The following is a 22,260-nucleotide window of genomic DNA, read 5'->3' on the forward strand; positions in this document are numbered from 1 at the left end:
GATCATGAATAAAGCCCACCTCAGTGCTGAATGATATGAGCCAGATAAATATCACCCAGGTCGACCTGAATCTGCTGAAAACCTTCGAAGCCCTGCACGACGAGTCCAGCGCCAGCCGCGCGGCATTGCGCCTGGGCGTCACGCAATCGGCCATCAGTGCAGGCCTGCGGCGTTTGCGCGAGGTGTATGACGATCAACTCTTCGTGCGCACCGGACGCGGCCTGGCGCCCACGTTGCGTGCCAATCAGTTGAAGCCGGTGATCAGTGAGGCACTGGAGCGTTGCCGGCAGAGCCTGGCGATGGTCCATCCGGACAATCCGCATTACCAGGGACGCTCGGTGGTGCTGGGGCTGTCCGATGACTTCGAGATTGCCTACGGTCGTCGTCTGATGGACGCGATTGCACTGCGGTTGCCGAAGCTGCGGGTGATCTTCCGGCAGACGCACAGCCAGATCGTCGCCGGTGCCCTGCTCGACCGGACCCTGGACCTGGCAATTACCGCCGGAGGGTTCGCCCACGGCCGCTTGAGCCGGCAGGTGCTGGGGGAAGGCGATTACCGCTGCCTGGTGGATTCGGACCAGGCAAGTATCAGCCTGGAGGAATTCATCCGCCGTGAGCATGTGCTGGTGTCATCCGGCGGGTTTATCGGCATCACCGACGAAGCCCTCGCCGCGCAAGGGCTGAATCGACATGTGTGTGCGTCGACCAGCCATTTTGCCGCGCTGCCGTATTTGCTCAAGGGCAGCCAGGCGGTGGCAACCATCCCCGGGCACGCCGCGCAGGCCATCGCCGGGCTGACGGGTTTGCGCATGCTGCCCTGCCCGCTGGCATTGCCGCGTTACCCGGTGGAGCTGGGCTGGCGCACCCAGGCCCAGCTGGACCCGATGCTGCTTAAAGTGCGCGAGGCAATTGTCGAAGGCTTTACTTCGCCGCTGCCATCAGCTTGTTGACTTCACTGCGCACCATGTTGGAGAACTCCGGTGGCGACATGCCGTCGAGTTCCGCGCGCACCCATTCAGCCCACTTGCCCTTGCGCTTGGCGCGCTCACCGAACAACCGCGCCGCTTCGCCCTTGGCCTTGCCCAGGTTGGTTTGCCACAGGTCGTAGAGGCGCGACTTTTCATCTTCCAGCTCGGCGCGTTCGGCGAGGGTCTTGTTGGCGAGATTGAAGCTCATGTTGAATTACCTGCTGCACAAATAGGCGACATCTTACACTGTAGGTCGAATTTTCCGGATTCGGATTTTCCCGGCAAGCACGTCCAGGCAAAAAAACTGCAACTTTTGCCGCCGCCCGGCACTCCATTGTTCACTGTCACATTCACCTGCAAGGAGTCACACCCATGGCCCGCAAAACCGCCGCCCAAGCTGTTGAAGATCAAATCAAGGATCAAGCGTTCAGTGAACTGACGGCACTGATCGAAGAATCGGACAAACTGCTCAAAAGCAGCGCTTCGCTGGTAGGTGAGGAAGGCGAAACCCTGCGCGAACAGGTCGCCATCAAACTCAAGCAGGCGTTGGACTCGGTGTCCAACGTGCGCGAACGCAGCAAACCGGTAGTGGATGCCACCGAAACCTACATCGGTGGCCACCCGTGGCAGACCGTGGCCATTTCCGCAGGCTTCGGCTTGGTGGTTGGGCTGTTGCTGGGTCGCCGCAACTGAGGCGCCGGGGCTGCGCCGCGCGCAGCCCCTCCTACCCCTGCGCCAGTTCCTGTAGCTGCCGCAAATCCTTCGCTTCAATCTCGATCCCTGCCGCCTGCGACTTCGCCCGTGTGCGATGACGTCGATCTCCGGGCAAACGCCGCAACCCCGCCGCATGCATCTGCCGCACCAGTTCCTGGCTGCGCTCGGCAAAGCTTTGCCCGGCGGTTTTGCTTGGGTCGATCACAATCAGCAACTGCCCGGTCCAGGGTGTACGTGCGCCCGGATGGTCGGCCCAGTTGAACTCGAAGGAAAAGTTACCGCCGGTCAAGGCGGCCGCCAGCAGTTCGACCATCATCGACAGCGCCGAACCCTTGTGCCCGCCAAACGGCAACAACGCACCGCCTTCCAGCACGGCCTTGGGGTCCGTGGTGGGCTGGCCGAGACTGTCGACGCCCATGCCCGGCGACAAGCGCTCGCCCTTGCGCGCGGCAATCTGCACGTCGCCGTGGGCAATAGCGCTGGTGGCCAGGTCGAAGACAATCGGCAGGCCGTCGGCACGCGGGGCGGCGAACGCGATGGGGTTGGTGCCGAACAGTGGCCGGTCAGCGCCGTGGGGCACCACGCAGGTCATGCTGTTGACCACGCTCAAGGCCACCAGCCCTTCTTCGGCGAAGGGTTCGACATCCGGCCACAGCGCGGCAAAATGATGGGAGTTGTGGATCGCCAGCAGCGCGATGCCGGCACTGCGGGCCTTGTCCACCAGCAGCGCACGCGCCGCTTCAAGTGCAGGCTGCGCGAAGCCGTTGCCGGCATCCACGCGCACGAAGCCGGAGGCGACGTCGGTGACCACCGGCGTGGCCTTGCCGTCGACCCAGCCACTGGCCAGGGTGCTGAGGTAGCCGGGGATACGAAAGATCCCGTGGCTATGGGCGCCGTCACGCTCGGCGCTGGCGCAGTTGTGCGCCAGGATCGCGGCGACTTGCGGCGACGTGCCGTGCTTCACGAACACGGCGTGCAGCAACCCCACCAGGTCGTCAAAACCGATGAGCGCTGTTGCGTTGTCAACTATCGGGGACTGGGCAGACATCTGTAGCTCCGATTTTATAATTGGAAGAGACAACAAGAATCCAGACCGCCGATTAAACAACGCCTCCCGTGCCTGCTGTCAACGGGCGCTTGCAGTGCGCGCCAGTTATCTACCGCCCTGCCCACCGTGCCAGCCCCTACTTTGGGCCTCCTATCCGCTGCAACAACGGAGAATGCACCATGGCGCGCGTTACCCCACCGTACTTTTTCGATGAGTTCCTTCGCCCGACCCGCCGCAAGGAACCTACGCCACGAGAGCGTGCGCTGGGGTTCACGGTCAGGGACCTCGAGTGGCTGCACACGCTGTATTACGCCACCCACGCGGCACGCCAGGACGCCACGGTGCATGGCTTTCCCATGCAGGTCGACAGGTTGCTGGTCAACCTCAGCGGCCAACCCGCCATCGTGCTGGCGGGCGCGTTCCTGATGAGCCCGACGCCCGACGACGGCAAGGCCGTGCTCTACACGCCTTACGGCGGACTCGAGCTGTTCGACCACCGCACCACCCTGATCAGCACGCTCGAAGAGCGCCTGACACACCCCAGCCAGCGCAGTGAGTTACTGCAATTTGTGTCCATCGACACCCGTGACGCGCTGCCGGCCGGTGCGCGCCTGGCGGTGACCACGGCCATCATCCAGGGGGCGGTGATGCAGGATCAAGAGCAGGCGATCCGCGCCAGCCAGCAAAAAAACGTCGCGGCAATGCTCAGCCAATTGCGCCAACTCCCCAGCCTGCACGCGATGCTCGACACCTTGCTCGGGATCATGGCCCACCCTCATTTCCGTAGTCTGAAACAGGCCGACACACGCGTGAATTCCTTCACCGTCGTGGGCGGGCACTGGGTCGCCTCTGAGCCTTTGCGCGACACACTGTTGCGTTTTTATGTGCAACAGGCCTGGCCGGCAGGCCAGACGCACACGTATTCCAATCTCGCGCATGACACCAGCGCCTTTACCCCACAGCAACTGGCCGAGGACCAACAGCGCTGGGACAACGTGGTCGAACAGACCAGCGCGATCCTCTCAACGTTATTGAGCAGCCTGCTGCAGACCTACTGGAATGAAGACTTCGACGACACGCAGTCACGCCTGCAGTTTTTCGCGCGGGTGATCAGTGACAAGTTCCGCGCCGACCTGCTGCTCAAGCACCAGGTATGGATCGTGTCCACCGAGGAAAACCAGAAACTGCGCGCGCTGTTCCTCCCGGACCAGGCCGCGCGCAGTGCCTTCGATCCGCAGCTGAATATCGAGAAGGTGCGGGTGCATGCGCCTTTTCAACATTACGTCGACCTCGCCAGCACGCTGATGATCAGCAACACCCACGCGTATCTCTACACCCAGACACGCGGCTTGCAGGTGCTCGCGAACCTGCAAGACCTCGACAACGCGCTATTGGCCATGCTCAAGGCCGCCGGGCACGAGGATGAACTGCTCAATTTCCTCTCCGTGGAGGAGCGCAGCGTGTTTATTGGCATGGATGAGGTCCAGGTGACCGGCAAGCCCGTGGTCGGCGATGTGTTTCAGGAGACACTCGAGGACATTGTCAGCAAGCAGCTCGACAACCTCGACTATGCGCTGGGGCTGTATCGGCGCAGTGGCGGCGACGTCGACCTGGCGGCGTTGCTCGACAGTGCCCTGGATGTGCGTGCGATGCTCGACAGTCGGTTGCTGGCCGAGGAAACCGACGGGCGCTGGAGCGTGCATCCCGTCACCAGCGGCAACGGGCGCCCGACTACGGTGCTGGCGGAAAAAGCCAAGCGGCACCTGCAGCGCCTGCAGGCCATCGAGGTTGCCATGGCCGAGGAGCGCAAGCACCATCCCACCTTGCGCAGCCTGGCAGCCCACGCGCTGGCAGACGAATTAGACAGCAGACACCTGGAGCTGCAGCCCGACGCCGTCTTTATCAATACCTATCCCACCCCTGCCCTGGAGCGCGAAGAGCGCCTGCCCCTGGCGTCGTCCAGCATGGTGCAGCACTTGATCGCCCGCCTGGCCCGGCAAGCCACTGCGCTGAGTGAATCGTCGCTGACCTGGTTCTACGGACCGTACACCGCCGGCGCCGCCTACCAGTTGCACAACCTGGGCCTGGTTACCTTCAATGCGATTATCGACGAGGTTCTACGCACGTTTGCCGAAAACGACTTGCGCACCCTGCCCAACCTGCTCCTGGAGCAAAACCAGGCCCACCTCAGCCAGGCGATGTTGCTGGGGCTGCGGGGCGAGGCGCAACTGCGCTGGCTGCACAAGAGCCTGTCCGCCGAGAGCGTGGTGCTGCTGGACAGCGTGCTCAACGCCGACGGCATGAGCCGGCTGACCCGCCATGGCCTGAACGGGTTCATACCGGATGCGTACGGCCTGACCTTGAGATTCGGCACAGACAACACGCCGCATGCCTTGGCCAATTGTTTTGTCTTGACCGAGCGCGGCGGCATCGATCCGTTCAACTCCGGCGTGGCGCTGCTATGGACCCCGCGCAGTGGCTACGAGTCATTCGGGTCGATCAAGGCGTTGTGCGACGCACTGGTACGACGCCTGCGCGATCCCCTCAAGCGTCTGCCCCTGGTGGAAAACCTGCCGGTCTCGCAGTACATACCCCATCGGGTCTGCCAGCTCGGTCCGCTGCGACGCATCGACGATCACCTGCTGCACAACCGGCAACAGACCTACAGCGACTTCATGCGTGACGAGATTGACCATCTGTTCTCGATGCGATTGAGCGCAGAGCGCTTTCAGGACTGCATGGACAACCTGATCCGACGGCCACCGCCGACCAACCTGCCGCGCGCCATCGCGATCGCGAAGGCCATCACCTATCAGCAGGCATTGCCGGTGTGGCTGGGCATGGCAGCACCCCGTGAGCAGATCCTGCAGGCCGAGCTGTTGGAACAGTATCGCGTCAGCGCACCGGACGAACGCGACTACCTGCATGGCATCACGCCCTTGCGCAATGAGGTCATGCCCCTCCTCTCGGACCTGCTCAGCAAGCGCTTTCCGGGGCAGGCGATCAACCCGGAAGGCATCTTGATCCCCGGTCGTATCGACCTTACGGGCAATGTCCAGACCCTCGTGGACTTCGCGCTGCGGCACTTGCCCCAGCTGAACGGTGACGATATCCGCCCGCGTTCGCGGACCGCCACGCCATTACCGGCGGAACTGGACGGCAACGCCGTGGTGCAACTGGTTCGGCAAGTGGGGTTGAAAAACCTTTATCAGAAGAAACTCACGACGCTCCTCGCAAGTGACACCGAGGACAGCCGCCAGCGGCGCCAACTGTTCTGTCGGCAGTTGCCCTGGCAGTTGCTGCAATACGCCCATGAACAAACCCTCGAGGAGCGATTGTCCGCATCAGCCTGGAGCTACATCCAGCAAGTCTTTGATATGCCGGATGCCGTGGCGCGCGACGCGGTGGCGGGCGTCAATGCAACCATTCGCCCGCTCGAGCTGATCGCCACCCCGGGCGCAGCACCGGTCAAAGCCCTGGGCTGCTACCTGATCGGGGCGAAAACCGGAACTGCCGGGCCCCTGATCCTGTACGCGCCCTACAGTCCCAAGCACCTGCTGAAGGAATACGCGCATGAAGCCGCCCTGGTCAACGCGATCACCAGCCCCGGCACCCTGCAGGACTGGGTCGTCGGCCAGATGCAGGAGCCCCATCAGGCCACCTACCGCAATTTGCTCGGCGAGCGTTGGGGCCGTGGGTTCTCGGAAATCCGCCTCGGTGCCGCGACCATCGACGGCAATGTGCTGGGCCGGTTGTATCAGGACAACCTCCAGATGCTGCAGCAGATGCTCGACACGCAGTTTTCCCCCGCGTGCGAGGCACAATGGGACGCCATCACCAGCCTGTTCACCGAGGGCATCCCCAAGGGCTTGCAGTTCATGGCCGGAAAGCTGGCCTACCCGCTGGTGGTATGGCGCAGCTACCAGCAATTCAAGATCTCCGCCGAGGACTTGCAGCAACACCGCTGGCAACACGCGCTCAGGGCCTTTGTGTGTGGCGTGGCGCAACTGGCGTCACTGCGCAAGGAGGTGGATAGGCTGCTGCCCCAGGCCCCGGCTATTCAGAGCCAGGTCAGGCCGTCGTCGGGCGAACTGACGCTGGCGGACCTGGACCTCACCGGGCCCTTGCGTACGCAACTGCAGGCGTTTGAAACCCACGATTTTGCCCTGGGCGAACTGGAGCTTCGTGCGCTGACTCTTCCCTACCGGGATGCAAGCGGCGAACATCATTTCGTGCCATTGGCAGGCAAGGTGTACCCGGTGAAACCAGCAGGAGAGCACTGGCGCCTGAGCATAGGCGACCTGCACGGCCCCTATGTGCAATGCGATGCCCAGGGCGTCTGGACGCTGGATTTCAACCGGCGCCACCCGCGCTACGGCAAGGTCCTGAGTCGCTTTACCGGCAAGCTCTACACGCTGGCGGCCGAACGCGACGCGATCAATATCGAAGCGGTGGGCCTGCAGGAAATCGAGGCGTTATCCAGTTGGAAGGCGCAGTGCATTGACGAGGCGCTCAACGTCGCGACGTACTATGCGGTCAACTGCAAGCGCAACCTCCTGCACTTCAAGCCGCTGCGCGACCCCAACAGCCGGCTCGGGCAGTTCTTTGGTGAGTTGTTCGGCGTGGTCACGATGACGCCCGCCCAGGTGCAAAGGGTCGAGCGGCGCGTCGATGAGGTGCTTGATGAGTTGACCAATCCCACGCTGATCGGCGCCCACTCGACACGCTTTGTCAGCGGCACCCATCGCTACAATCCGCAAACCACGTTTGCCTTTGTCGTGCCCGAAGACCACGACCACAAGATTTACTTGCTGGACCGTTTTTTCGACCCGCACATGGACGTCTATCAGAACCGCTTGAACGCACCGTTCGACATTTCCGCCCACGCGCGGGCAACCGTGTTGATCCATGAGATATCCCACCTCAAGTCCCTGACCGAAGACCTGGCTTACCTGGACAGCATGCGACCGTTCCCGGACCTGATCAACGTCAAGGCCAGCGGTGCCTGGCAGATGAAGACCGAACTCGACGACCTGCGCCAGACCGCCTTCTCGATCTCTACACCGGCCAGCATCCTGTTCAAGGTCTGGGATGAGTTCAGCCAGGAATGGGAGGATTTCGGCAGCCACAATGGCACCCGGATTCTCAAGGATAAAGTGCTGAGCGCCACCGGTGCGCGCAGCCTTGCGCAGGCCAGGGATATTTTCATGAGCGATGCCGACAAACGGATCGACACGATCCTGGCCAATGCCGACTCGGTGACCTGCATCATCAGTGACCTGGGGCGCAGGCTGGAGACGGGAGCCTGAACAGGCTCCCGGCGGGTATATCAGTCTTTCTGGTCGCGCAGGATGTTGCCGGACGCCCCGTCGATGCGGGCTTCATACACGGTGCCGTCGGACTTGCGCCCTTTGACTTCCCAATAGCCGTTGTCATCGGCTTCCGCCGCGTAGACCTCGACGTAGCCGGCCTTGGTCTTGGCCACCTCGATAGCCTTCTCGATGGTGATCCAGCCTGCGCCCGGCTTATCGGCCAGGGCGGCGCCCGCGCTGAGCAAAGCAGTGGTTGCACACAGGGCGACTAAGGTTTTCTTCAGCATGTTCGTACTCCATTGTGGGAATGACGGACTCGTGTCCTCGGTTTTCTGATGTTTTCAAACGAGAATAAGTTCCAATTGATGTGCAATCGCCATGATGGCTGTTCTCGCCGTCCGCCTCGGGAGGTTAGAATGTGCGAAATCAGGATGAGTTAATGAGCGAAAAGTCCCTTTCAGAAGCCGAATATGACGCCATCACCGACGCCGCCGCGCATTGGTGCATGCGCCTGCACGCGAGTGATTGCACGCCGGCTGAACGTCAGGCTTTTACCCAGTGGCACGATTCCCACCCGCTGCACGCCTTTGAATACGCGGCGATGCTGGAAATCTGGGACGTCGCCGACCACCTGCCCCGCCATGAACCGACGTCGGTGGTGGTGCCGTTCAAACCGCGCAGCCGCCTGCGCACCTACGCGGTAGCGGCGGCGATCTGCCTGGCCGCCCTGCCGCTCGCGGCCTTTACCGGCTGGGAAGCGGGCTGGCTGCCCAGCTCCTATGAACGCTTCGAGGCCACCCAGCAGGGCCTGCGGCAGGTCACGCTCGGCGATGGCAGCCAGGTGGAACTCAACCTTGGCACCGAGCTGGTCTACAGCAACTACAAGGACCAGCGCCGGGTCACGCTGAAAAAGGGCGAGGCGTTCTTCAAGGTCAGCCATGACAGCACTCACCCGTTTATCGTGCGCGCCGGCCAAGGCCAGGTGCGGGTCACCGGCACCCAGTTCAATGTCTGGACGTATGAAGATCAGGTGCGAGTGATGCTGCTCGAAGGCTCGGTGCAGATTGCCAGCGACCAGGTGCACGGCAGCGTGCCCCTCACCCCCGGCATGCAGGCCAGCTATCAACTGGGCGATGCCACGCCGCGCATACGCCCGATCAGCCCGAATGACACCGCACTGGCCTGGCGCCAGGGCAAGCTGATCCTCGACAACCTGGCCCTGGCCGACGCGTTGCCGCTGATCAATCGCTACCTGAACAAACCGGTGATGCTGGCCGACGCCAACACCGGCGCGATCCGCATCGGCGGCATCTACAACATCAATGAGGTCAACAACCTCATTCCCTCCCTGCCCAAGGTTTTGCCGGTCTACCTGACCCAGAACCAGGACGGCAATCCCGTACTCAATTCCATCCCGCGTAAAGCCCCGAAAGGCTGAGCCGGCCCGCGCCGGTGAGGGCCTCGCTGCGCGCGCAGTGTCCATTTTTTTTACACCTGGACGCGCTGGACCGCCCGTACTGGGCGGCGTCCTGCGTTTACCCGGCAAGGTGTTACGCCGCTGATACAGCCAGGTGAAGCGTTTGCGCAGGGGTGCGTTCAGTGCGCGTGTGCAAGGGCCTGTTTCATGGATGAAACAACGGTGACATCACTTTGCCGCTAACTAATCTCAACCCCCTGAATAACAAAGGTAAATAAAAAGCGGCACGCCTTCTGCTCTATCCCCTACAGCGCTGTTTAGGGTCAGCGTGAAGAATAAGGAATAGTGCCGTGGTCACTCACACTCAAGGTTCATTGAGCCTCCTCCTGGTCAGCTGCGTGCTGGCAACCAGCGTCAGCCTTCCAGCGCTGGCCGACGGTAACGGTGTGATTGTGATTGATCGCCATGTGAATCCTTACGCAATCGGCCGCACTCGCGGCGTCGACCCCTACCCCACCACCGCCAATGCCAATCCGTCCGCACAGATCGCCACGGTGACCAGCGTCGTCCTCAGCGACCACGACTTTGCGGGCATCACCACCGGCGCCAGTATCACCCGCAGCATCATGCCCAACGGCGATATCACCGGCTTGAACAATATCGGCGGCGGTATCGGCCTGGGTGCAGGCAGTGCGCCCGGCCACAGTGGTGGCGGCATCTCGGGCACGATCAACAGCGCGGTCTCACGTGGCCTCGAACCGCTGAACGGTATCAGCGGCATGGTCGGAGGAGCGATGAAATGAACCGTTCATGGATGCTTCTCGCGGTGCTGGGTTGCAGTGTGGCAATGGCCGACAGCAACAACAACGCCACCCTGGATAACTCGGGCAAGCAATACAACGGCGTGGTCATGCTTAACCAGGCCGCCGGTGACCAGCAGCAATTGAGCAACAACGTCGCCATCGCTACAGGCCACAACGCCCAGGCGAACATCAACGTCACGCAAAGCATCAGCGGCGTTCCCGCCGATCGCTCCCTCAACGCCAACGCGGCGATCAAGGGCACCTCTTTCAGCAACGGCAACGGTGTACTGGGCATCAATCAGTCGGCCGGGGCCCAGAACCAGATGATCAATGCCGTGCGGATCAGCATCAACGCAGGTCCGCAAAGCATCGACGACAGTGTCATGTCGCAACAGAACGTTGCGCTTGCAACAGACTCAGGATTGACCCCTACCACTGGCAGCCGCCAGGTCGTTACCAGCGACCAGGCCTTCACCGGCAGCCGTGGAGTGGTACAGGTCAACCAGAGCGCCGGGGTGGGGAACCGAGTGGCTAACACCCTGAACTTACGACTCAACTGATGGAGCTGGGTCGATAGCTAGACCGTACCAACACTTAACCAACTAATTAGAAGCAAGGAGATACACCATGAAAACTACAATGGCTCTCAAACCACTGGCTTTCGCTCTCGCTGCGCTCATGGCTGTTGCTGCTCAAGCGGGTCAACCTCCCCATGGTGGTGGCGGCGGTCCACAACCAGCCCCTACCACGGCTGCCGCGACGACTACAGATGGTCAAAGCAACCACTCCAACGTGGTGATCAACGACAAAACCAAAAACAACGCTTCGGCCAATGACTCCTACAACCACATCAGTGGCGTAGCGAACGGCAACGTGCTGAGCGGTGACAACAACCAAGGCAAAAACGACGTGGCCATCGTTTCCGGCGATGCCGACTTCGTGTTCGCCAGCACCGGTACCGCACAATCGAACACCGGCAACTTCGTGCTCAACAGCGGCACCAAAAACAACGCGTCGCTCAACGACAGCGGCAACAACTCTTCGGGCGTCATCCAGCTGAACGCCGCATCGGGCACTTCCAACCAGGCCAGCAACAGCGTTGCAATCGCCTCGGGTAATGGCGACGGCGGTGCTGCATCCGCAGTCGGCGTGCAGGATGTGTCGGGCAACCTGACCCTCAACCTGAGCAGTGGCCATGGCTGGAGCGCCAAACCAGTGGTCAACAACGCCAGCGTGAACAACTCGATGAACTACAGCTCCGGGGTGTCGAACTCCAACGTTCTGTCGGGTAGCAACAACCAAGGTCAGAACAACGTAGCAATCACTCGCTTCTGATCCTGATAGGGCCTTGGCAACAAGGCCCTTTTTTATTCCAGTGTCCAACAGGTCATACGATCATGCGCCTCGTTGCCCTCTTCCTGCTGCTAGCACTCACCGGCCCGACCTGGGCGGGGCAAATGGCCGTGGTCATGCCCGGTGGTGGGTTGATCTACAAAAAGGTCGAGAGCATCCGCGAGCGCAAGTTCGCCAACCTGGTGGAACAGAAAACCGATTTCAGTTGTGGCGCCGCCGCACTGGCCACCATCCTGCGCCAAGCGTACTGGATGGACGTGGATGAAGAGCACGTGATCAAGGGCATGCTGGTCAACGCCGACCAGGACCTGGTGCGTACCCAGGGCTTTTCCATGCTCGACATGAAGCGCTACCTGGAAAGCATCAACATGCGTGCCAAGGGCTACCGGATCACTCCGCAAGTGCTGCTCACCGTGAAAGTGCCTGTGGTCGTACTGCTGGATATTCGCGGCTACAAGCATTTCGTGGTCATGCAGCGCGCCGATAAGGACTGGGTGTACATCGGCGATCCCGTACTGGGCCACAAGCGCTACGCCACGGACGATTTCGTCAAAGGCTGGAACGGCATCGTATTCGCCGTGCTGGGTGAAGGCTACGACAAGGCCAATGCCCTGCTCGACCCGCCCACGCCACTGACCGCCAAGAACCAGCTGAACGAATTCAGCCCGGTACGCGACAGCGAACTGATGGACTTCGGTTTTATCCAGAGCGACTTCTTCTAGAAGCGCAATAAGGAGCAGGACGCTCCAGGAGCAGACGATGAACACTCTCGGTTGGCTGACGGTCATGTGCCTGGCAGCCTCAGCACCTGTTTATGCTTCGTCGGCGTTCAAGCCGATCGAGCTCAAGGATTCAGAAATGGCCGACCTGCGCGGCCGCTACGTGATGCCCGGGCGAATCGTGAGCTTTGGCATCGTCATGAGCAGTACCTGGACCAACGCCGCCGGTGCCACCGTCACCGGCACCGCCAACATGCAAGTCAACGCTTCCACCATCACCCCGCAGTTCTATGTGCAGATCACCGGCAACGATGGCAACGGCGTGATCCAGCAGCCCAACGGCACCGGCACGGTCGTCGGTGGCGCCGGCCTGGGCACCGGCCAAGGTGTTGTGCAGAGCGTACGTGCCGCCGGGGACGGCAACACGGCCACCAACGGCGTCGATATCAACGTCAGCAAGAACGGCTTGGCGCCCGCCAACTTCGTCCAGTCCGGCCAGGCCTTGATGGCCGGCCAGCCGATTACCGGCGGCACCGCAGCGGGCCAGGTCACGGTCACCGCCAAGAATGGCGGGTTGCAAATGGCCCTCCAGGCCAATAACAACCAAGGCAATGTCGTGCAGCAAATTGGCGGCGGCAACGTGCTGCAAGGCACGATCATCCAAGGCAACAGCAACTTCGTGAACAACCTGACCCAGCTCAACGTGGTGCTGGGCAACAACGGCCTTAACAACATCACGCAAAACCTCAATCTGGATCAACTCAAAGGCCTACGCCCTGCCGGTTATTGAACTACGCTGAGCCACGACACTTACGCATTAGAAAGGGACGGCTTACTTCATGCATCGATCTTTATCGTTACGTGCCGTGGTTTGTTTGAGTACGCTCCTGCCTGCAACGATGCTGTATGCAGCGCCGGACGCCGATATTGAATCGCTGAAACAGGAACTGCTGGAGCTCAAGCAACGCTACGAAGTGCAACAAAAGGCATTGGCGGTATTGGAACAGAGGGTGCGACAGGTAGAAGACCAGCCCGCGACGCCTGCGCCCAAGCGCCTGGCCAAGTCGCCCGCCGACTTCAGTAAAAGTACCACCGTGGCCGGTGCGCCCGGCGTCGGTGCCGCGGCGGCATCGGGCGGTGCCGGCGGCGGCGGCAGTTCCTATGGGCAAAGCCTCAAGGACGACTCGGCCCCCGCCCAGAGCGTGAGCAACCTGTACAACGAGGCCAGTGGCTTCTTCGGCAACGGCAAGTTCAGCTTCGAGACCGGCATCACCTATGCCCGCTACGACGCCCGTCAGCTGTCCCTCAACGGCTTCCTGGCGCTGGATTCGATTTTCCTCGGCAACATCAACCTCGACCGGATCAAGTCCGACAGTTGGACCCTGGACCTCACCGGGCGCTACAACCTGGACAATCGCTGGCAATTCGACCTGAACGTGCCAGTGGTGTACCGCGAGTCGACCTACCAGTCCGGCGGCGCCGGCGGCAACTCGAATGCCACCTCGGAAGGGACGGTGACCCGCGACCCGACCATTGGCGACGTCAACTTCGGCATTGCCTACAAATTCCTCGACGAAAGCGCCAGCCTGCCGGATGCGGTGGTGTCGGTGCGCGTCAAGGCGCCGACCGGGCAAGATCCGTATGGCATCAAGCTGATCGAACAACCGGGCAACGACAACCTCGCCGTGCCGGAAAGCCTGCCGACGGGCAACGGGGTGTGGTCGGTGACGCCGGGCATCTCCCTGGTCAAGACCTTCGACCCGGCCGTGCTGTTCGGTTCGTTGTCCTATACCCACAACTTCGAGGACTCATTCAGCGATATCAGCCCCAACGTCAACCAGAAAATCCCCGGCAAGATCAGCCTGGGTGACAGCTTCCAACTCGGCGTGGGTGTCGCCTTCGCCCTCAACGAGAAGATGAGTATGTCGTTCTCCGTCTCCGATCTGGTGCAACGCAAGAGCAAGGTCAAGCAGAGCGGCCAGGACTGGCAATCGGTGGTCTCCAGCGACGCCAACGCCGGGTACTTCAACGTGGGCATGACGATTGCCGCCTCGGACAACCTGACGATCGTGCCGAACCTGTCGATCGGCATGACGGACGATGCGCCGGACTTTACCTTCAGCCTGAAATTCCCGTACTACTTCTAAGCAAACCATCGCCGGCAAGGGATGGAAAACCCACAAGGAAAAGCCCCGCAACGATAAGGGTCGTTGCGGGGCTTTTCGGTTTACCCGCCCTAGCGGATCTGGTGTTTGTGCAGCAACCGGTAGAACGTGGGCCGGGAAACCCCCAGCACGCGGGCCGCGACACTGAGGTTGTCGCTGTGCCGGTTGAGCACATCGCACAGCGCCTGACGCTCGGCGCGGTGCTTATAGTCTTCCAGTGTAGCCATCGGCAACGAAATTGCCTGTTCACCCTGCAATCCCAGATCAACGGCCTCGATCTGCCGTCCTTCAGCCAGCACCAGGCCACGACGCACGCGGTTGGCCAGCTCGCGGACATTGCCCGGCCAAGGGTGCTGCCCCATCGCTACCAGCGCGTCTTCACTGAAGCTGCGCGGTCGCCGTCCTGTTTCCTGGCTGTAGAAGCGTGAAAAATGATTGGCCAGCATCGCCACATCGCCGTGCCGTTCACGCAGCGGCGCAGTGACCACTTGCAACACATTCAGCCGGTAATACAAATCTTCGCGAAAGGTACCCTTCTCGACCGCGGCCTCAAGATCGACGTGCGTGGCGGCCAGCACCCGCACATCCACCGCAATCGGCTGGCTGCCACCGACTCGCTCGATCTGTTTTTCCTGCAGGAAACGCAGCAAATTGGCTTGCAGTTCCATCGGCAGGTCGCCGATTTCATCGAGGAACAAGGTGCCACCGTTAGCGGCCTCAATACGCCCAACCTTGCGTTGGTGGGCGCCGGTGAACGCGCCCTTCTCATGGCCGAATAATTCCGATTGGATCAGGTGCTCCGGGATCGCCCCGCAATTGATCGCGACAAACGGCTTGGCGTGACGCTGCGATTGACGGTGCAGGGTCTTGGCTACCAGCTCCTTGCCGGTGCCGCTGTCCCCACGGATCAGCACGGGAGATTCGGTCGGCGCCAGCTTGGAGAGCAATTTGCGCAACTCGCGGATCGGTCGGCTGTCGCCCAGCATTTCGTGCTCCGGCTCATCCACCTGGGTGTGGCCTTTGCCACGCAGGCGTGCCATGCCGAAGGCGCGGCCCAGGGTCACCTGTACGCGAGCGACATCGAAGGGCAAGGTATGGAAGTCAAAAAACCATTCGCAGACAAAGTCTCCGACATTCTGCAGGCGCAATACGTCCTGGCTGAGCACCGCAATCCACTCGGTGCCGCTGCGGCCGATCAGCTCCTTGACCGCCTCGGGGCGCTCCAGGTGATAGGGCTGTAAACGTAACAGGCCGACGTCGCAGGACCGATCGCCGACGGACTCCAAGGCACAGCTGTCGACCTCCCACCCGGCCGTGCGCAAGCCGGGCAGTAGCCCGTGACAATCGTCACAAGGGTCGACCACAAGCAAACGGCGCTGCACGGGTGTAACAATCATGACTATTCCTTGGCGTCAAAATTGTTAAAGTTATTTTAAAACAACGGTTTGTGACGCTTGGGGCTAACACTAGCAAGGTCTTGACGCAGCGCTTGGACCGTTTTGCTATAAGTCTGGGCAAAAAGCCACTTACCGGTATCTGCCGGAAAAAAGTTGCGCCACATGGAAACTTTCATTCAGCTTTCAAAACAGCCGCTTACATGACGTTAATCAGGGAAAGTTAAAAAATCTTGCTCTAGCATGTGACCCGTACCCCGTCATCGTGCATCAGTACAAGTAACCCGCCGTTTGGCTCGCCCAACCAACGGCATTCACTTGAATGGGCAATGAGAGAGAAGACCCACATGAACGCCCCGCTCCGCATCAACGAAGCTCTTTTGATCGCAGACCGTGCTTTCCAGCCCTTTCAGTGCGTGGCCTGGCACGATGGCAACGGCGCCCTCAGCCTGAGCGTCATCGACCGCACCAACACCCGTATTGGCAGCAAACAATTGTCGTCGAGTGCATATACCGACCCAGCGCAATTGGAAAACCTGTTGTTACAGGCTCGCGCCGAACTCGATAAAGACGGCCACCAGTTGCAATCCTGGGCGATGCCGAAGTAAGTCGAGAGTAACTTGCGCTCATTAACGGTGTGACACACCCTTCATGAGCGCAAGTTCAGCCTTTATTGCGCGGCCAGAATAAACCGTTCAATAGCTTCGGCCGCACCGTCGTCAATATTGCTGCCAGTGACCACACTGGCTTGGCGCTTGACGGCTTCTTCTGCCTGGCCCATGGCAATCGACAACCCGGCCACTTGAAACATGGCCGGATCATTGCCGCCATCGCCGATGGCCGCCGTCTGCTCCAGGGGCACGCCCAGGTGCGCGGCCAGGGTCTTGAGCGCCTCGCCCTTGTTGGCCAGCATGGCCGTCACGTCGAGGTACACCGGCTGCGACCGTGACACATGGGCCAGCCCTTGCACCTTGGGCTGCAACTGCGCTTCCAGTTCAACCAGCAACTGCGTGTTGTGACTGGCAGCGACAATCTTGTCGACCCGGTCCAGGTACGGCTCAAAACTCTCCACCACCACGGGTCCATAGCCCAGGCCGTCAGCCTCGCGCTGCTCCATCGGCCCCGGCGAGTCACGGCGCAGCCAGTCGCCGTCGGCGAACACCCAGACTTCCACGTCCGGCTCGCTCGAAAACAGCGCCAGGGTCACCAGCGCCGCCTCCGCCGGCAGATGGTGGGCCACCAGGATGCTGCCATCCGGGTTGATCAGCGTACCGCCATTGAAGCCCGCCACCGGCACATCGATGCCAAAGGTCTCGATCAATTGCAGCATGGCCTTGGGCGGTCGCCCGCTGGCCAGGCTGAAATGAACGCCGGCGTCCCGCAACGCGCGCACCGCATCGGCGGTGCGCTGGCTCAGGCTGTGGTCGGGGTGCAGCAAAGTGCCGTCGACGTCACTGAGGATAAAACGGATGGGATGAATCGCGGCATCACTCATCCGAGGCTGTGCCAGGCGTGGCCATCGCGGGCCAGCAACGCATCGGCGGCTGCCGGGCCGTCTTCGCCTGCCTTGTAGGTCTGGATCCCGTCATCTTCCTTCCACGCATCGAGGAAAGGCTGCACCGCACGCCAGCCGTTCTCGATGTTGTCGGCACGCTGGAACAAGGTCTGGTCACCGGTCATGCAGTCGTAGATCAGGGTTTCGTAGCCTGTCGACGGTTGCATCTCGAAGAAGTCCTTGTAGGCAAAGCCCAGCTGGATGTTAGCCATGTCCAGGGCCGGCCCAGGCTTTTTCGCCAACAGGTCGAACCACATGCCTTCATTGGGCTGGATCTGGATCTTCAGGTAGGTGGACTTGAGCTCATCAACCTCGGTATCACGGAACTGCGCATACGGTGCCGGCTTGAAGCAGATCACGATTTCAGTATCGCGCACGCTCATGCGCTTGCCGGTGCGCAGGTAGAACGGCACGCCGACCCAGCGCCAGTTGTCGATCATCACCTTGAGGGCGACGAAAGTCTCGGTACTGCTGTCAGGGGCAACGTTGGCCTCTTCGCGATAGCCGGCCAGCAACTTGCCGCCGATTTCGCCGGCGGTGTACTGGCCGCGCACCGAGTTGGTCCGGGCTTCCTCGAGCGACCAGGGACGTACCGCGCCGATCACCTTGGCCTTCTCACCGCGCACCGCATCGGCACCAAACGCCGCCGGCGGTTCCATGGCGACCATCGCCAGCAGCTGGAACAAGTGATTGGGCACCATGTCGCGCAGGGTCCCGGTTTTTTCGAAGAAATTGCCGCGGGTCTCGACGCCGACGGTTTCGGCAGCGGTGATCTGCACGTGGTCGATGTAATGGTTGTTCCAGAACGCTTCGAACAGCACGTTGGAGAAACGGCTGATCAAGATGTTCTGCACCGTCTCCTTGCCCAGGTAATGGTCGATGCGATAGATCTGCTTCTCGCTCATCACCTTGAGCAGGCTGGCGTTCAGCGCTTCGGCGGTGGCGAGGTCGGAGCCGAAGGGCTTTTCGATCACGACGCGGCGAAAGCTGTCCTCGGTTTCGGTCAACAGCCCGGCACTGCCCAGGCGCTGCACCACGTCACTGAAGAAACGCGGCGCGGTGGCCAGGTAGAACACCGCATTGCCGGTGCCACTGTCGGCAATTTTCTTGCCGATGTCGGCGTAGGTGCTGTCGTCGAGAAAATCCCCCTCGACGTAGCTGATGCCCTTGGCCAGTTGCGCCCACAGTTGCGGGTCGAGGGCGTTATCGCCATTGCCCTTGACCTTGCTGGCGGCCTCGGTGCGAATGAAATCCTCGAGCTTCTTGGCGAAGTCGGCATCGCTGATGGCGTTGTGATCAACGCCGACGATGCGCAAGCCGTCGCCCAGCAACCCGTCGCGACTGAGGTTGTACAGCGCCGGCATCAGCAGGCGCTTGACCAGGTCGCCATGGGCGCCAAACAGAAACAAGGTGGTGGGTGGAGCGGGTTCGGCCTTGGTTTTTTTGCCGTTGGCGGTCATTTTTTGGAAGTCTCCACGTGACCACCAAAGCCGAAGCGCATGGCAGACAGCATCTTGTCACCGTATGTGCTCTGCTGGCGCGAGCGAAAGCGGGCGAACAGCGAGGTGGACAGTACCGGCACCGGCACCGCTTGTTCCATGGCCGCTTCGATGGTCCAGCGACCTTCGCCACTGTCGGCCACGGAGCCGGAGTAGCCGTCGAGTTTCGGGTCGGTTGCCAGGGCATCGGCGGTCAGGTCCAGCAGCCACGACGACACCACGCTGCCACGGCGCCAGACTTCGGCGATATCGGCGACATTGAGGTCGAAACGCTGGTCTTCCGGCAGGTTTTCCGAGTTCTTGGTCTTGAGAATGTCAAAACCTTCGGCGAACGCCTGCATCATCCCGTACTCGATGCCGTTGTGGATCATCTTGACGAAATGCCCGGAACCCGCAGGGCCGGCATGGATGTAGCCGTGCTCGGCGCGGCTGTCGGCGCTGGCGGAACGGTCCTTGGTCCGCGGGATGCTGCCCAGGCCCGGCGCCAGGCTGGCGAAGATCGGGTCGAGGCGCTGCACGGTCTCGGCGTCGCCGCCGATCATCATGCAATAGCCACGTTCCAGGCCCCAGACGCCGCCGGAGGTGCCGACGTCGACATAGTGCAGGCCCTTTTCCGACAAGGCCTTGGCACGGCGCACGTCATCCTTGTAGTTGGTGTTGCCGCCGTCGATGATCACATCACCGTCTTCCAGCAGCTCGCTCAATTCATTGATGGTGTTTTCGGTCGGGTCGCCTGCCGGCAACATCACCCAGATCGCGCGCGGCTTCTGCAGCCCGGCGACCAAGGCTTTCAAGTCGGCAACGCCGGTGGCGCCCTCCTCGCTCAACCCTTTGACAAATGCTTCGTTACGGTCGTAAACAACGGTGGTATGCCCATTGAGCATCAGGCGCCGTGCAATATTCCCGCCCATGCGGCCTAGTCCGATAATCCCCAGTTGCATGTGCTGATGCTCCTAACTGCTAAATAAATGTGTGACATAGTTTATAGCGCAATGAGGCTAATGAGGGTTAGTCCAGAGCGGATCCGTGTAGTTTCATGACAAAAAGTTGCCATCACTTCAGCATCACGACACAAAAAGTCACACGACCGCCAAAAATAAAAAAGTTCCATTGCCCGCAAAAAGAATTCAGAATTGTCCCGACTGCTGCCGAGAACCTCGACTCAAGCGTTCTGGCACACCGCGACACACCGGCTATTTGCGAGGTAAGCAATGAGCACTGCACAGATGACCCGTCCTCCACAGACCCTCTACGTCTCTATCCGTCGCGACGAGCTGCGCCAGTTGAAAGACGAACGCGAGCTGCTGCAGCAGGAAGTCATGCGCCTGCGTGCGCACATCATTCAAGCTCAGCTGGATCAGCCTGCTGGCGCACAGCCTGCGCTCTGCTAAGCCCGGTCATCGCTTTGTAAGATAACCGCTACAAAAATCTCACAAAGTTTTCACACGCCCCTCCCGATACTCCCGCCCGAACGGCCACCCCATTCCAGGGTGGCCTCTGTTGCGCGCAGCCCTGCGCGTCGACTGCAGCATTATCGGGTTGGAGCGCTGGATGGCTATGTTCAAACGCAGCACTAAGTCTGCGAAAGGCTTTGATTGGGCCGGCCTTGCCTGGCTTTTCGTGTTTTTCTGGTACTTCTCGGGTATTACCCAACTGCTGATCCAACTCAGCGGCACCTCCGGCTTCAGCGGCTTTCGCCAAGCCTTCTTCATGAGCGCGATCTGGCTCGCCCCCCTGCTGATTTTCCCACGCCGTACTCGCTTGCTTGCTGCCCTCATCGGCGTGGTGCTGTGGGCCTGCTCCATGGCCAGCCTGGGCTATTTCTTTATCTACCAGCAGGAGTTTTCCCAAAGCGTCATCTTCATCATGTTCGAGTCGAACATCTCTGAAGCCGGCGAGTACGCCACCCAGTATTTCGCCTGGTGGATTGTGCTGGCGTTCATTGCCCACACCGCCGTGGCGGTTTTCCTCTGGACCCGCCTGCGCCCGGTGTACCTGCCGCGCGGCCAGGCGCTGCTCGCGGCGACGGCGATCCTGGTGGCCATCGTCGGTTACCCGCTGGTCAAGCAGATCGCCCGCAGCGACACCCTGGACGACGCCATCGACCGCTTCGAATCGCGCATCGAACCCGCCGTGCCGTGGCAGATGATCGTGGCCTACCGCCGCTATACCGAGCAACTGGACAACATGCAGGGCATGCTCGACAGCGCGAGCCAGATCCCGCCACTGACCAACCTCAAGGACACCATGGCCGGCCAACCCTCGACCCTGGTGCTGGTGATCGGCGAGTCCACCAACCGCCAGCGCATGAGCCTCTACGGCTACCCACGCAACACCACCCCGGAGCTGGACAAGCTGCGCGATCAACTGGCGGTGTTCAACAACGTCATCACCCCGCGCCCCTACACCATCGAGGCGCTGCAACAGGTGCTGACATTTGCCGACGAGGAAAACCCGGACCTGTACCTCAAGACCCCGTCGATCGTCAGCGTGATGAAACAGGCCGGCTACAAGACCTACTGGATCACCAACCAGCAGACCATGACCAAGCGCAACACCATGCTCACGACCTTTTCCGAACAGGCCGACGAGCAGGTGTACCTGAACAACAACCGCAACCAGAACGCCCGCCAATATGACGGCGACGTGCTCGCGCCGTTCTCCAAGGCGCTGGCCGACCCGGCCGAACGCAAGTTCATCGTGGTGCACTTGCTCGGCACCCACATGAGCTACCAGTACCGCTACCCGCCGACGTTCGACAAATTCACCGATCGCCAGGGCGTACCGGCCGGCATCAGCGACGATCAACTGCCGACCTACAACAGCTACGACAACGCGGTGCTGTACAACGACTTCGTAGTGTCGAGCCTGATCAAGGACTACGCCAAGACCGATCCCAATGGCTTTTTGCTGTACCTGTCGGACCACGGCGAAGATGTCTTCGATTCGGCTGGCCACGACACCCTGGGGCGTAATGAAGGCAAGCCGACGGCGCCGATGTACACCATTCCGTTCATGGCCTATGCCTCGCCAAAATGGCGTGAAAGCCACGACTGGAGCTTCGCCGGCGACTTGCAGCGCCCTTACAGCAGCTCGCAGTTGATCCACACCTGGGCCGACCTGGCCGGTCTGAGCGCCAAGGAACTGGACCGCAGCAAAAGCCTGATCAGCGACAGCTTCAAGCCACGCCCGTTGATGATCGGCAACCCGTACCTGCGCCCGCAAAAGCCGCTGATCGACTTCAGCCTGATCAAGCCGAAAAAGGTCAATCCTACGGATGTGGTCCTGCAGGAATCCTCAGGTTTGTAACAGA

At 61.1% G+C, this 22,260-nt stretch carries 20 protein-coding genes; 13 read left to right on the forward strand and 7 right to left on the reverse strand.

Annotation, left to right across the window (positions count from 1 at the left end; translation table 11 throughout):
• Positions 1 to 35: 35 nt before the first annotated feature.
• Complete coding sequence (locus C9990_RS17855) at positions 36 to 950, forward strand: LysR family transcriptional regulator (protein ID WP_216864311.1); 915 nt, start codon at positions 36 to 38, stop codon at positions 948 to 950.
• Here C9990_RS17855 and C9990_RS17860 read toward each other — a convergent pair.
• Positions 922 to 1,176: a hypothetical protein gene (locus C9990_RS17860; protein WP_003190904.1), complete on the reverse strand. Its 255-nt coding sequence runs from the start codon at positions 1,174 to 1,176 to the stop codon at positions 922 to 924. The genes C9990_RS17855 and C9990_RS17860 overlap by 29 nt on opposite strands.
• Before the next feature lie 164 nt (positions 1,177 to 1,340).
• Here C9990_RS17860 and C9990_RS17865 point away from each other — a divergent pair, with 164 nt between their 5' ends.
• Positions 1,341 to 1,661 carry a YqjD family protein gene (locus tag C9990_RS17865; protein ID WP_016979401.1) on the forward strand — a complete coding sequence of 107 codons (321 nt, stop codon included), beginning with the start codon at positions 1,341 to 1,343 and terminating at the stop codon, positions 1,659 to 1,661.
• Positions 1,662 to 1,692: 31 nt separating this feature from the next.
• Here C9990_RS17865 and C9990_RS17870 read toward each other — a convergent pair whose 3' ends face one another.
• Entirely contained in the window at positions 1,693 to 2,730 is a 1,038-nt protein-coding gene (locus tag C9990_RS17870) for an Ldh family oxidoreductase (protein WP_106804153.1), read from the reverse strand.
• Between the two features lie 179 nt (positions 2,731 to 2,909).
• On the opposite strand from C9990_RS17870, the gene C9990_RS17875 reads away from it, so the two are divergent.
• The gene (locus C9990_RS17875; RefSeq protein ID WP_106804154.1) at positions 2,910 to 8,039 is read left to right on the forward strand and encodes a dermonecrotic toxin domain-containing protein; all 5,130 of its coding nucleotides are present in this window, start codon (positions 2,910 to 2,912) and stop codon (positions 8,037 to 8,039) included.
• 20 nt (positions 8,040 to 8,059) lie between these two features.
• Here C9990_RS17875 and C9990_RS17880 read toward each other — a convergent pair whose 3' ends face one another.
• Positions 8,060 to 8,329, reverse strand: a complete 270-nt coding sequence (locus C9990_RS17880; RefSeq protein ID WP_016979404.1) for a PepSY domain-containing protein — start codon at positions 8,327 to 8,329, stop codon at positions 8,060 to 8,062.
• Between the two features lie 152 nt (positions 8,330 to 8,481).
• On the opposite strand from C9990_RS17880, the gene C9990_RS17885 reads away from it, so the two are divergent.
• From C9990_RS17885 to C9990_RS17915, 7 genes are all read left to right on the forward strand, one after another.
• Complete coding sequence (locus C9990_RS17885; RefSeq protein ID WP_106804155.1) at positions 8,482 to 9,480, forward strand: FecR family protein; 999 nt, start codon at positions 8,482 to 8,484, stop codon at positions 9,478 to 9,480.
• Positions 9,481 to 9,809: 329 nt separating this feature from the next.
• Positions 9,810 to 10,262 carry a hypothetical protein gene (locus C9990_RS17890; protein WP_106804156.1) on the forward strand — a complete coding sequence of 151 codons (453 nt, stop codon included), beginning with the start codon at positions 9,810 to 9,812 and terminating at the stop codon, positions 10,260 to 10,262.
• A complete protein-coding gene (locus C9990_RS17895) occupies positions 10,259 to 10,822 on the forward strand; it encodes an adhesin (RefSeq protein ID WP_106804157.1) in 564 nt (187 codons plus the stop codon). Before C9990_RS17890 ends, C9990_RS17895 begins: the two co-directional genes overlap by 4 nt.
• A 67-nt stretch (positions 10,823 to 10,889) precedes the next feature.
• The gene (locus C9990_RS17900) at positions 10,890 to 11,597 is read left to right on the forward strand and encodes a heme utilization protein (protein WP_106804158.1); all 708 of its coding nucleotides are present in this window, start codon (positions 10,890 to 10,892) and stop codon (positions 11,595 to 11,597) included.
• A gap of 62 nt (positions 11,598 to 11,659) precedes the next feature.
• Positions 11,660 to 12,337, forward strand: a complete 678-nt coding sequence (locus tag C9990_RS17905) for a C39 family peptidase (RefSeq protein WP_106804159.1) — start codon at positions 11,660 to 11,662, stop codon at positions 12,335 to 12,337.
• A 37-nt stretch (positions 12,338 to 12,374) separates the two neighbouring features.
• Positions 12,375 to 13,124: a hypothetical protein gene (locus C9990_RS17910; RefSeq protein WP_106804160.1), complete on the forward strand. Its 750-nt coding sequence runs from the start codon at positions 12,375 to 12,377 to the stop codon at positions 13,122 to 13,124.
• Between the two features lie 49 nt (positions 13,125 to 13,173).
• Positions 13,174 to 14,481 carry a transporter gene (locus C9990_RS17915; protein WP_106804161.1) on the forward strand — a complete coding sequence of 436 codons (1,308 nt, stop codon included), beginning with the start codon at positions 13,174 to 13,176 and terminating at the stop codon, positions 14,479 to 14,481.
• An 89-nt stretch (positions 14,482 to 14,570) separates the two neighbouring features.
• Here the strand turns inward: C9990_RS17915 and C9990_RS17920 are convergent, their stop codons facing one another.
• On the reverse strand, positions 14,571 to 15,896 hold the full coding sequence (locus C9990_RS17920) for a sigma-54 dependent transcriptional regulator (protein ID WP_106804162.1): 1,326 nt from the start codon (positions 15,894 to 15,896) through the stop codon (positions 14,571 to 14,573).
• Positions 15,897 to 16,240: 344 nt separating this feature from the next.
• On the opposite strand from C9990_RS17920, the gene C9990_RS17925 reads away from it, so the two are divergent.
• The gene (locus C9990_RS17925) at positions 16,241 to 16,501 is read left to right on the forward strand and encodes a hypothetical protein (RefSeq protein WP_065906499.1); all 261 of its coding nucleotides are present in this window, start codon (positions 16,241 to 16,243) and stop codon (positions 16,499 to 16,501) included.
• Positions 16,502 to 16,563: 62 nt separating this feature from the next.
• Here C9990_RS17925 and C9990_RS17930 read toward each other — a convergent pair whose 3' ends face one another.
• From C9990_RS17930 to gnd, 3 genes are read right to left on the reverse strand one after another with little or no spacing between them, the layout of a single operon-like run.
• Positions 16,564 to 17,388: a Cof-type HAD-IIB family hydrolase gene (locus C9990_RS17930; protein WP_065906497.1), complete on the reverse strand. Its 825-nt coding sequence runs from the start codon at positions 17,386 to 17,388 to the stop codon at positions 16,564 to 16,566.
• Positions 17,385 to 18,908 carry a glucose-6-phosphate dehydrogenase gene (zwf, locus tag C9990_RS17935; protein ID WP_106804163.1) on the reverse strand — a complete coding sequence of 508 codons (1,524 nt, stop codon included), beginning with the start codon at positions 18,906 to 18,908 and terminating at the stop codon, positions 17,385 to 17,387. Before zwf ends, C9990_RS17930 begins: the two co-directional genes overlap by 4 nt.
• On the reverse strand, positions 18,905 to 19,888 hold the full coding sequence (gene gnd / locus C9990_RS17940; protein WP_106804164.1) for a phosphogluconate dehydrogenase (NAD(+)-dependent, decarboxylating): 984 nt from the start codon (positions 19,886 to 19,888) through the stop codon (positions 18,905 to 18,907). Before gnd ends, zwf begins: the two co-directional genes overlap by 4 nt.
• Positions 19,889 to 20,158: 270 nt before the next feature.
• Between gnd and C9990_RS32495 the strand changes: the two genes are divergently transcribed.
• Together C9990_RS32495 and C9990_RS17945 are read left to right on the forward strand one after the other, a co-directional pair.
• Positions 20,159 to 20,338 carry a DUF6026 family protein gene (locus tag C9990_RS32495; protein WP_256595109.1) on the forward strand — a complete coding sequence of 60 codons (180 nt, stop codon included), beginning with the start codon at positions 20,159 to 20,161 and terminating at the stop codon, positions 20,336 to 20,338.
• 160 nt (positions 20,339 to 20,498) lie between these two features.
• Positions 20,499 to 22,256: a phosphoethanolamine transferase CptA gene (locus C9990_RS17945; protein WP_106804165.1), complete on the forward strand. Its 1,758-nt coding sequence runs from the start codon at positions 20,499 to 20,501 to the stop codon at positions 22,254 to 22,256.
• The last annotated feature ends 4 nt before the right edge of the window (positions 22,257 to 22,260 follow it).

The organism is Pseudomonas sp. S5D5 (assembly GCF_003013355.1).
GTDB classification, from domain to species: domain Bacteria; phylum Pseudomonadota; class Gammaproteobacteria; order Pseudomonadales; family Pseudomonadaceae; genus Aquipseudomonas; species Aquipseudomonas aylmerensis.

Excerpts from the sequence above, each read along its gene's own strand:
- C9990_RS17920 (WP_106804162.1), bottom strand. The coding sequence starts at position 15,896 with ATGATTGTTACACCCGTGCAGCGCCGTTTGCTTGTGGTCGACCCTTGT.
- C9990_RS17895 (WP_106804157.1), top strand. The coding sequence starts at position 10,259 with ATGAACCGTTCATGGATGCTTCTCGCGGTGCTGGGTTGCAGTGTGGCA.
- C9990_RS17915 (WP_106804161.1), top strand. The coding sequence starts at position 13,174 with ATGCATCGATCTTTATCGTTACGTGCCGTGGTTTGTTTGAGTACGCTC.
- gnd (WP_106804164.1), bottom strand. The coding sequence starts at position 19,888 with ATGCAACTGGGGATTATCGGACTAGGCCGCATGGGCGGGAATATTGCA.
- zwf (WP_106804163.1), bottom strand. The coding sequence starts at position 18,908 with ATGACCGCCAACGGCAAAAAAACCAAGGCCGAACCCGCTCCACCCACC.
- C9990_RS17880 (WP_016979404.1), bottom strand. The coding sequence starts at position 8,329 with ATGCTGAAGAAAACCTTAGTCGCCCTGTGTGCAACCACTGCTTTGCTC.
- C9990_RS17905 (WP_106804159.1), top strand. The coding sequence starts at position 11,660 with ATGCGCCTCGTTGCCCTCTTCCTGCTGCTAGCACTCACCGGCCCGACC.
- C9990_RS17910 (WP_106804160.1), top strand. The coding sequence starts at position 12,375 with ATGAACACTCTCGGTTGGCTGACGGTCATGTGCCTGGCAGCCTCAGCA.
- C9990_RS17875 (WP_106804154.1), top strand. The coding sequence starts at position 2,910 with ATGGCGCGCGTTACCCCACCGTACTTTTTCGATGAGTTCCTTCGCCCG.
- C9990_RS17865 (WP_016979401.1), top strand. The coding sequence starts at position 1,341 with ATGGCCCGCAAAACCGCCGCCCAAGCTGTTGAAGATCAAATCAAGGAT.
- C9990_RS17945 (WP_106804165.1), top strand. The coding sequence starts at position 20,499 with ATGGCTATGTTCAAACGCAGCACTAAGTCTGCGAAAGGCTTTGATTGG.
- C9990_RS17855 (WP_216864311.1), top strand. The coding sequence starts at position 36 with ATGAGCCAGATAAATATCACCCAGGTCGACCTGAATCTGCTGAAAACC.
- C9990_RS17925 (WP_065906499.1), top strand. The coding sequence starts at position 16,241 with ATGAACGCCCCGCTCCGCATCAACGAAGCTCTTTTGATCGCAGACCGT.
- C9990_RS17885 (WP_106804155.1), top strand. The coding sequence starts at position 8,482 with ATGAGCGAAAAGTCCCTTTCAGAAGCCGAATATGACGCCATCACCGAC.
- C9990_RS17900 (WP_106804158.1), top strand. The coding sequence starts at position 10,890 with ATGAAAACTACAATGGCTCTCAAACCACTGGCTTTCGCTCTCGCTGCG.
- C9990_RS17860 (WP_003190904.1), bottom strand. The coding sequence starts at position 1,176 with ATGAGCTTCAATCTCGCCAACAAGACCCTCGCCGAACGCGCCGAGCTG.
- C9990_RS17930 (WP_065906497.1), bottom strand. The coding sequence starts at position 17,388 with ATGAGTGATGCCGCGATTCATCCCATCCGTTTTATCCTCAGTGACGTC.
- C9990_RS17870 (WP_106804153.1), bottom strand. The coding sequence starts at position 2,730 with ATGTCTGCCCAGTCCCCGATAGTTGACAACGCAACAGCGCTCATCGGT.
- C9990_RS32495 (WP_256595109.1), top strand. The coding sequence starts at position 20,159 with ATGAGCACTGCACAGATGACCCGTCCTCCACAGACCCTCTACGTCTCT.